Annotated in this window: 8 protein-coding genes and 1 pseudogene; 5 read left to right on the top strand and 4 right to left on the bottom strand. The window is 38.0% G+C overall.

Annotated elements, in window-relative coordinates:
- Positions 1–877 (top strand): hypothetical protein (locus tag SGI74_06715; GenBank protein ID MDZ4677187.1); only part of this gene is annotated, 877 nt, incomplete at its 5' end.
- Positions 878–914: 37 nt separating this feature from the next.
- Positions 915–2,369 (top strand): TolC family protein, encoded by a 1,455-nt coding sequence (locus tag SGI74_06710; GenBank protein ID MDZ4677186.1) that lies wholly within the window; start codon positions 915–917, stop codon positions 2,367–2,369.
- Here SGI74_06710 and SGI74_06705 read toward each other — a convergent pair.
- Complete coding sequence (locus SGI74_06705) at positions 2,348–3,607, bottom strand: hypothetical protein (GenBank protein MDZ4677185.1); 1,260 nt, start codon at positions 3,605–3,607, stop codon at positions 2,348–2,350. The genes SGI74_06710 and SGI74_06705 overlap by 22 nt on opposite strands.
- Before the next feature lie 252 nt (positions 3,608–3,859).
- Here SGI74_06705 and SGI74_06700 point away from each other — a divergent pair, with 252 nt between their 5' ends.
- From SGI74_06700 to SGI74_06690, 3 genes are all read left to right on the top strand, one after another.
- Positions 3,860–4,825 carry a M28 family peptidase gene (locus SGI74_06700; GenBank protein MDZ4677184.1) on the top strand — a complete coding sequence of 322 codons (966 nt, stop codon included), beginning with the start codon at positions 3,860–3,862 and terminating at the stop codon, positions 4,823–4,825.
- A gap of 100 nt (positions 4,826–4,925) precedes the next feature.
- Complete coding sequence (locus SGI74_06695) at positions 4,926–5,189, top strand: hypothetical protein (protein MDZ4677183.1); 264 nt, start codon at positions 4,926–4,928, stop codon at positions 5,187–5,189.
- A gap of 11 nt (positions 5,190–5,200) precedes the next feature.
- Positions 5,201–6,361, top strand: coding sequence for a class I SAM-dependent rRNA methyltransferase (locus SGI74_06690; GenBank protein MDZ4677182.1), 1,161 nt, complete (start codon positions 5,201–5,203; stop codon positions 6,359–6,361).
- Here the strand turns inward: SGI74_06690 and SGI74_06685 are convergent.
- The 3 genes and pseudogenes from SGI74_06685 to SGI74_06675 all read right to left on the bottom strand — a co-directional run bounded on the left by SGI74_06685 (position 6,348) and on the right by SGI74_06675 (position 7,336).
- Positions 6,348–6,839 carry a methylated-DNA--[protein]-cysteine S-methyltransferase gene (locus SGI74_06685; protein ID MDZ4677181.1) on the bottom strand — a complete coding sequence of 164 codons (492 nt, stop codon included), beginning with the start codon at positions 6,837–6,839 and terminating at the stop codon, positions 6,348–6,350. The two genes, SGI74_06690 and SGI74_06685, sit on opposite strands and share 14 nt — an antisense overlap.
- Complete coding sequence (locus SGI74_06680; protein ID MDZ4677180.1) at positions 6,836–7,240, bottom strand: helix-turn-helix domain-containing protein; 405 nt, start codon at positions 7,238–7,240, stop codon at positions 6,836–6,838. The genes SGI74_06685 and SGI74_06680 overlap by 4 nt, the downstream gene beginning before the upstream one ends.
- Positions 7,214–7,336 (bottom strand): annotated as a pseudogene (locus SGI74_06675) (Ada metal-binding domain-containing protein). The gene SGI74_06680 and the pseudogene SGI74_06675 overlap by 27 nt, the downstream one beginning before the upstream one ends.
- Positions 7,337–7,367 lie beyond the last annotated feature (31 nt).

Raw genomic sequence — 7,367 nt, 5'->3', positions numbered from 1 at the left:
GACTTATAGTGCTGATACAAACACAGTTAAATTAGACAACTATTGGACAAACGAAGTATTGCCAGCCGCAGTTGAAGTAACACCACAAGGTGAAGTGGCGATAACTTTACCAAGTGACACGCGATTTAATACTGATGGAAGTTTCACTATTGTTTCTCACGCCACAGATTTTATCAATAATCCAGAACCAGATTATGTTCTGAGTGGTCCTGAGTGGGTAAGTACTGAAGTAAGTGGAGCGGTAACAATTGAACCTCCTGCAGATGTAAAAGTTGATGCAGCAGCTAACACAATGGAAATTCCACTTAACGTAGTTGAAGAGCAATTTGGAGAAGTAATACCAGAGAGCATTCAATTACAACCTGATGGAACAGCAGTAGTGGCATTGCCTGAAGGTACAACCTTTAATTCAACAACTGACACACTTACTGTGCCAGCAGGTGTTGTGAATATTAATGAAATTCCAACTGTTGTTGAAGCTGTTCAAAAGCCCGATGGTACTATTGAAGTAAAATTGCCTGCTGGTATCACTTTTAATGCTAATGCCGGAACCGTTGAGTTGAGTAATCAAGTTGTGAACCAAATTGTTCCAACTGCGATTGAAGTTACTCCACAAGGTGCAGTAGTTGTTCAGTTGCCATTAAATACTCAGCATCATCAAGACGGTACAGTGACAGTTCCAAAGAACGAAGCACACATTACCGATGATGATCATCGCAAGAATCACGGACGTGGTCATGGACATGGACATGGACATGCTTATGCCTATGGACACGATAATAAAGATGATAAAGCTGAAAAATCAGAGAAATCTGAAAAAGAACCAGTTAAGCAGGCAGCTGCAAAACAAGAGACAAACATTGGGAAGAAAAAGTAGAGCATTAGCATTAGCGATACTATGCCAATTAAACTACGTGGCTCTAGCTAATGCTAAGGTTCCAACACTTTTGCCTATCAACGTCGCTGATGTTGAAGGCATGGTCTTAACCAATAATGTTAAGATCAGTCTTGCCAAAACTGACTTTGAAATTGCTAATGCTGATGTTCAAAAAGCTCGGGGTGATTTTGACTATTACTTCACCTTAAATCCCTCATATAAATATGATCAGAGATTAACTAACTCAGTGTTTGATCTAGAAGTGGTAGAAGAGAAAACAACATCATATTCTTTAGCACTTAAGAAAAAATTTTCGCTAGGAACTGTGACTGAATTATCTCTTCAGCATTTACAGATTCACACAAATTCTGCTCGTAGTTTGTTAGAAAATCGATATCAAACCGCAGGCCAAGCTAAATTAACCCAACCACTTCTTGGTGGTGGAGGTTTTGCTTTTAACGAGGCAAAATTACGACAAGCGGAACTTAGAAAAAAACAGGCTTATTGGACTTTGATTGAAAAAATGAATGAAGTCACGGCGCAATCTCTTGGGCTTTTTTGGGAACTCTATAAAGCGCAACAAGAAGTGCAGTTAAAGTCAGACGCAGTTGAGGGAGCTAGATCAAAGCTTGAAGAAATCGAAAAACGTTATACTGAAGGTAATACCAGTTCGTTTGATGTGATTTATGCGCGCCCACGACTAGAAATCGCAAAGGCATCACTTCTACTTGCGCAATCAAATAGTTTAGAGGTCAATGAAAAACTAAGTCGTGAAATTTTACCTTTAACTCATGACACTCGTGAGATTCACTTGATTCCACAGACTAAATCTCCTTCATTTTTTGATTTAAAAATCGCAGTGGATGTACTCAAACAAAAAAGTACTCAAGAAGTTTCAATTGCTCAACGTCAACGCATGCAGTTTGAAATTAATGAGGCAAGTGTTGAAATTGAAAAGGCAGCTAATGCAAAGCTGCCGCAATTTAACCTAGATTTAAAATACCTAACAACCGGAATGGATATACAAGAAAATCAAGCTCGGCAAAATATGTTGGCAAATAAGAATCCATCATGGACTGCAATGCTCACTTTTTCTATGCCATTAGAATTTAATTCTACTCAAGGCGAGTATGATCGAGTAAGTGTTGCAAAATCGATTAAAGAGAACCAGCATCGAAATGAATTGTTATCAGGTAAACTTGAAATTGATTCAAGTCTTAGGGATCTTGAAAGATTAACAACAAATTTTGAAAATAATGAATTGCAACTTGAGAGACAATCAGAAATTTTAAAATACAAAAAATTATTATTTCAGAATGGAAAAATATCGATATTAGAATTAGGTGGAGCTCAAGACGAGTACGATAGTTTTATCACAAAGAAGTTTCAAATTTATGCAGATCAACAAAAACTAAAAGCCTTCATTGAAGGTAAGCTCAACTTCATTGTCACAGATCAAACATTACGAAATCAATATCCTCCAGGTTTGTAAACGCCGGCTTGATTTGAATTTGTAAAGAGACCAATGGGGGAAACGAATGTTTGGCTGTTTGTCGTTCCAGCTGTTCCTGTAGCCATGTCTGGTTGTCCTAAAACAATGTCAGCAGCTTGTTGATTTGTGGTGGGAATTTTATTCCATATAAGAATGCGACGATTAGAATTATCAGCAACATATACTTTTTGTCCGTCACAAAATACTTGAGTGGGTGAGCTTAGACTTGATGCACTCACAGTGCCCGCAGCACCTGGAGTATTATTTGCGGTGTTTGTAGTGAGGCTTGGTTGTCCTAAAACAATATCAGGCGCTTGCCCATCGTTTGTTGGGTGAGTATTCCAAATCAATACGCGATTATTTCCGAAATCGACCACCATGAGCATATTTGCACAAGATGTAACCCCTAATGGAAAGCTCATTCCGGGGCCAGTACCTTGGGCGACACCAGCCATTGTTGTTTGTCCAATTACACGATGTGCTGCTTGTTGTGTTGAGGTGGGAATTGAATTCCAAATCAGCACGCGGTGATTGTCTCTATCAGCGACAAATAATTTTGTTCCATCACTGCTTACAAATGAAGGGCGAAATAAACTTTGATTACTTGCCGTGCCAGGAGTCGACGGTGTGTTGTTTGCCACAGCTGAAGTAAAATCTGGCTGGCCTAGAATCAAGCTAGCTGATTGTGAAAAAGAGGTCGGGATATTATTCCAAATCAACACACGATGATTAGTGAGATCTGAGACAAAAGTTTTGCCATTGACTACCCAAATATTATTAGGTGTGTTGAGTCCTTGTGAGCCAGTTGTTCCGCCGGCATCAGAGGTTCCCGTGGCCATAGTAGATTGACCTAAAACTGATACTGCTGCTTGTTGGGTGTTTGTCGGCAAACCATTCCATGCCAAAATTCGATGATTATCTTGATCAGAAACAAAAAAATAATTTTCATTTGAAAATATAGAACGTGGACCGAAAAAACTTTGAGCACTTCGAGTACCAGCAGCACCAGGTGTGTTGTTAACTACCCCTGTTGACATTGAGGGCTGGCCAAGAACCACATCCGCTGCTTGTTGGTTCCGAGTCGGTGGAGTTAGCCAAATTAATACGCGATGAGTACCAATATCACTGACTGCTAGAAAATAGGGGGTAGACCCGTTAACACTGTAATTTATAAAACCACAGGCTGAGCCGAAAGCGATGATGCTCAAAACAGAAATAATAAAATAAATTTTTTGCATGGAACTAGGCCCTCGCGCTAAATTCAAGACTGACATATAAATTGTTTCTTATTAGCTAAAAATATGAAACTCCTAAATTATTTACTCAGAGCAGCAAAAAATCATTTCTCAAATGAGAATGAGTCGATTATTCGAGGCAATTCTTGCCAAATGTATACTTGTAAAATAGGGTTCTCAGGTATGAGTAGGGGATAAATTTCAGCTAGAAACAAGGGGTTGGAAATAAAAAATTTTAAGTACCTAATAAGTTTGTTGATAATTCTATGTACGCTAACAACGAACAACATTTTTGCAAGCCATGCAACCCTTGCAACCCTTGATTGGTCTACAGATCAAAGCGCTTTTCAATCATTTCGCCCTCATCAAGTGGCACCGATTTTTGGTGAAGACCCACACAGTGAATTTCCTAGAATTAATATTGACCCTGATTTTTTAAAAACAAAACTCATGGAATTTTCAGGGGCTTCACCGATATTAATTAATGGAGTTCAGGCTATAATTTCTGAGCGGGGAAGTAATGCTGGTCGAGAATTGGCTCGTAAATATCTTGCACTTGAATATGCAAAAATCGGTTATATAACAACGACTCATAGTTATTCCGCAACAGGTATAAACTTTATTGCTGAGAAAAAAGGGTTAGATACTTCAAAAGTTGTAATTATCTCATCGCACATTGATAGCATGCATAACTCCGGAGCAGATGATAATGGTACGGGAACTATTTCAGCCTTGGCTATTGCCCATGCACTTGCAAAATCTGAGATTAAATACACTCTTAGAATTGTGGGTTTTGACCAAGAAGAAAATGGTTTAGTGGGCTCACGAAATTATGTGAACACATTGCAGTCTTTTGAAACTATACTTTTAGATGTAAATTTAGAGATGACAGGTTTTAATAACAGACGCGATGGAGCATTTCATGTGATTGATTGCGACCGTGCGGATTCAAAACCATTTTCAGCCATGCTTGTGACGGCTATTACAGAACTTGCATTGCCATTAAAAAGAACCTCTGCGTGTACTGATCGAAGTGATCACGCATCATTTTGGAGCAAAAATATTCCAGCTGTTGTTATTTCACAGAACTTTTTTGGTGGAGACAGCAATCCCTGTTACCACAAAGCTTGTGACAAAGTTGATAGGATTCATTTTGATTACATGACTAATATCACAAAAGCTGTGGCTTCAATGGTTGCTGTAATACTCTGGAAACGTTGAAATTTAATACAATTTATTGATAAAACGTCGAACTTTTAGGCGACTCAACTTTTGTCTGGTTTTGCCGATAGAGATGAATCACTAACAAAGGAGTACGTTAATGTCTAAAGCAACCAAAGGTGTAAAAACCAATTCAAAAGCAAAATCAGTTAAGAAAACAGGTCAAATTAAGAGGCATTTAAAACTAGTGCCTAAAGTGCACACAGAAAAAAAAGAGCATAATGAAAAACCGGATCTGAAGCATTATCAAAAACCACCTTATACTCATGCATTTTCAAAATTTATGAATGTGCATTCTCCGGTAAACACTTCATCGTATGTGAAAAAAATTAATTTGAAGGCGTCTCGTCGTAGAGCGGGTTGAGATTCTAACGCATGGCTCGAATCAAAATTAAATTAAATCGCAATTTGCGACGGTCCATTTTGCGCGGACATCCATGGGTATATAAAGAAGCGATCACTGTGCCTACGGGCATAACTCAAGCTCAGCTTTGCCAAGTGAGTGATTCTAAGGGTGAGTTATGCTGGGCATTGTATGATCCCCATGGGCCACTTTCTCTACGGGTTTTGAGTACAGAAAAAATGCCGCCCTATGATAGATTGTTTGAAAATCGATTTAAACAAGCGCTGCATTTACGTCGATCGGTAAAATCTGATCAAACAAATGCCTTTAGACTTTTTAATGGTGAGGGTGATTTGTTGCCAGGTCTTATTTGCGATGTCTATGACTCAGTGGCCGTTTTGCAATTTGACGGTCAAGGCCCAGGAGAATTTTGGGATAAACAATTGATATCAAAATGGCTATTATCAAATGGTGTTTGTAAATCAGTAATAGAAAAAACTAGAAGAAATACAGAAAAGACAATTGAGCACCTTGGTGGTGAAAAATTTGAAAATGAAATCATTATTAAAGAAAATGGTGCCCAATTTAAAGTAAATTTAGAAAAAGGTCAAAAAACCGGATTTTTTTTAGATCAACGAGATAATCGAAATTATATTCGAAGTGTAAGTAATAATAAGTCAGTTTTAAATCTTTTTAGTTATTCAGGTGGTTTTTCTATTTATGCAGGTCTTGGATCAGCAAGCAAAGTTACAAGTGTTGATGTATCAAAAGGTGCAATTAGTTTGTCACAAGAAAATTGGGAGCTAAATAAACTTAAAGCTTCAATTTATCAAGGTTTAATTGTTGATGTATTTGAGTATCTAAAGGGTGAAAAAGAATTATGGGATCACATCATCGTAGACCCGCCGTCGATGAGCCATTCAGAAAATCAAAAAGATTTAGCAAAAGCTAAGTATATTGAAGTTTTCTCACTAGCAGCAGGTCGTGTAAAATCTCAAGGGATGCTTTCGCTTAGTTCTTGTTCGAGCCATATTACTTTTAATGATTTTTTTGAAATTATTGACGAAACACTTTCACTGGCACGTCGTCGGGGGCAAATTTTAAGAGTTTCAGGGCAGGGGATAGATCATCCATTTCCACATGCGTGTCATGAATTTCGTTATCTAAAATTTGTGAATCTCATTCTTGATTAATTTTCTCTTCTAATTCCAATAAGAATTTTTTTGTTTTTAACCCAGCAGCAAAACCTGTGAGCTCACCGTTACTTCCGATAACACGGTGACAAGGAATTACTATAGAAATTGGATTACGACCGTTGGCTGCACCTACTGCTCGAGCTTTTTTAAAATCGCCTATCAATTCTGCTTGTTTTTTGTAAGACCAAGTTTTCCCGTACGGAATTTTTAATAAGGCGCGCCATGCAGATTTTTGAAATCCTGTGCCCTGTAAATCCAGGGGAAGATCAAATGCTTTTCTTTTCCCATTAAAGTATTGTGTTAACTGTTTTTCAGTCACTTTTAATACGTGATGACTATTATCTTCAATGGCAACGCTTAATTTAATTCTGGCATCGTTATCGTTGGGCCACAAGATTGCAAATAGCCCTTTGGTACTTGCGATGAGTTTTAATTTACCGATTGGACTTTGATAATACTTAAAAAAAAGTTTCATGAGGTTGTATTTCCTTCTTTTTGCGATCGAAGTTTTGTGGGCGATAATCCAAAACGTTTTTTTATAGCGTCATTAAAGCGTCTTATTGAATTAAAACCAGCTGTGAAGGCTATTTTTGATAGTGGTTCAGATGTTTGACATATTAGTTTTTGAGCAGTGTTAAGTTTATTATTCATGATTACTGCTTGTGGCGACAGACCTACATGTCTTGCAAAAAGGCGCCTTAAATGACGATCACTTGTGCCAAGTCGATTTGCTAATTGATTTATTTTAAGCGATTTAGGAGAACTTTGCGTTATAAGTTTTAGCGCGCGTGAAACATGGGCTAAAGTTCCTTTCCACGCAGGTGTGCCAGGAGCACTTTCTGGTCGGCATCTTTTACAAGCGCGGTATCCAGCCAATTCAGCTTCATGAGTTGTCATAAAAAATCGTACATTTTCGTACTTAGGTTTGCGTGCAGGGCAAATAGATCTACAATAAATACCTGTAGTACTAACACCAACAAAAAATCAACCATCATATAGAGGG

This window comes from Oligoflexia bacterium, from assembly GCA_034439615.1.
Lineage (GTDB): Bacteria > Bdellovibrionota > Bdellovibrionia > JABDDW01 > JABDDW01 > JAWXAT01.
The sequence above is the reverse complement of the archived record's forward strand: the minus strand, read 5'-3'. Positions and strand labels throughout refer to the sequence as shown.

Excerpts from the sequence above, each read along its gene's own strand:
- SGI74_06690 (MDZ4677182.1), top strand. The coding sequence starts at position 5,201 with ATGGCTCGAATCAAAATTAAATTAAATCGCAATTTGCGACGGTCCATT.
- SGI74_06705 (MDZ4677185.1), bottom strand. The coding sequence starts at position 3,607 with ATGCAAAAAATTTATTTTATTATTTCTGTTTTGAGCATCATCGCTTTC.
- SGI74_06695 (MDZ4677183.1), top strand. The coding sequence starts at position 4,926 with ATGTCTAAAGCAACCAAAGGTGTAAAAACCAATTCAAAAGCAAAATCA.
- SGI74_06685 (MDZ4677181.1), bottom strand. The coding sequence starts at position 6,839 with ATGAAACTTTTTTTTAAGTATTATCAAAGTCCAATCGGTAAATTAAAA.